We start from the raw sequence: 707 nt of genomic DNA, 5'->3' as shown, positions 1-707 counted from the left end.
GAACAAGGTTATGTCATTCAGCATCAGCCATTGAATGTTCCGGCCATCCCAGGCAGACCCGATAAGCCCGACCTGGTCTCGCCACGCGATTTACCGCGTCGACGTAATAATCAGCAAACCGGTCATACCACGCTGATTCATGCCATTTGTCATATCGAGTTTAATGCCATTAATTTAGCATTGGATGCCATCGCCCGTTTTGCCAATATGCCAGATGATTTTTATGGTGACTGGTTGCAGGTTGCTGATGAGGAAGCTAAACATTTTTCAATGCTATCTGCCCATTTACAACAGGCAGGGTATGCCTATGGAGATTTTCCGGCACATGATGGTTTATGGGAAATGGCACAGAAAACCCATCACGATCCCTTAACTCGCATGGCACTGGTACCAAGGGTATTAGAGGCGAGGGGACTGGATGTAACGCCGGGCATGATGACTAAACTGCGTGGCAGTGGCGATTTGGCAGCGGTGGAGATTCTAGAAGTGATATTGCGTGAAGAAATCGGTCATGTGGCAATTGGCACGCGTTGGTTTAATTATCTATGCGAACAGCGTGATCTGGAACCCACCCACACCTTCACGACCTTATTAAAAACCTACTTTAATGGTGAGATACGCGGGCCATTTCATATTGAAGCCCGCAAACAGGCGGGCTTTACTGATGCAGAACTGGATTGGCTGGAATCTAATCGTTAGCGGCTTTT

1 protein-coding gene is annotated in these 707 nt (G+C 47.8%); it reads left to right on the top strand.

The features are described from left to right. The coding region (locus tag B3182_RS13935) for a ferritin-like domain-containing protein (RefSeq protein WP_292753154.1) at window positions 1-699 on the top strand (699 nt) is incomplete at its 5' end. Window positions 700-707 lie beyond the last annotated feature (8 nt).

Origin of the sequence: Methylophaga sp. UBA4204, assembly GCF_002379485.1 — a bacterium.
In the GTDB taxonomy this organism is placed as follows: domain Bacteria; phylum Pseudomonadota; class Gammaproteobacteria; order Nitrosococcales; family Methylophagaceae; genus Methylophaga.
Note: the sequence above shows the minus strand (reverse complement) of the source record. Positions and strands in the feature narration are given on the sequence as shown.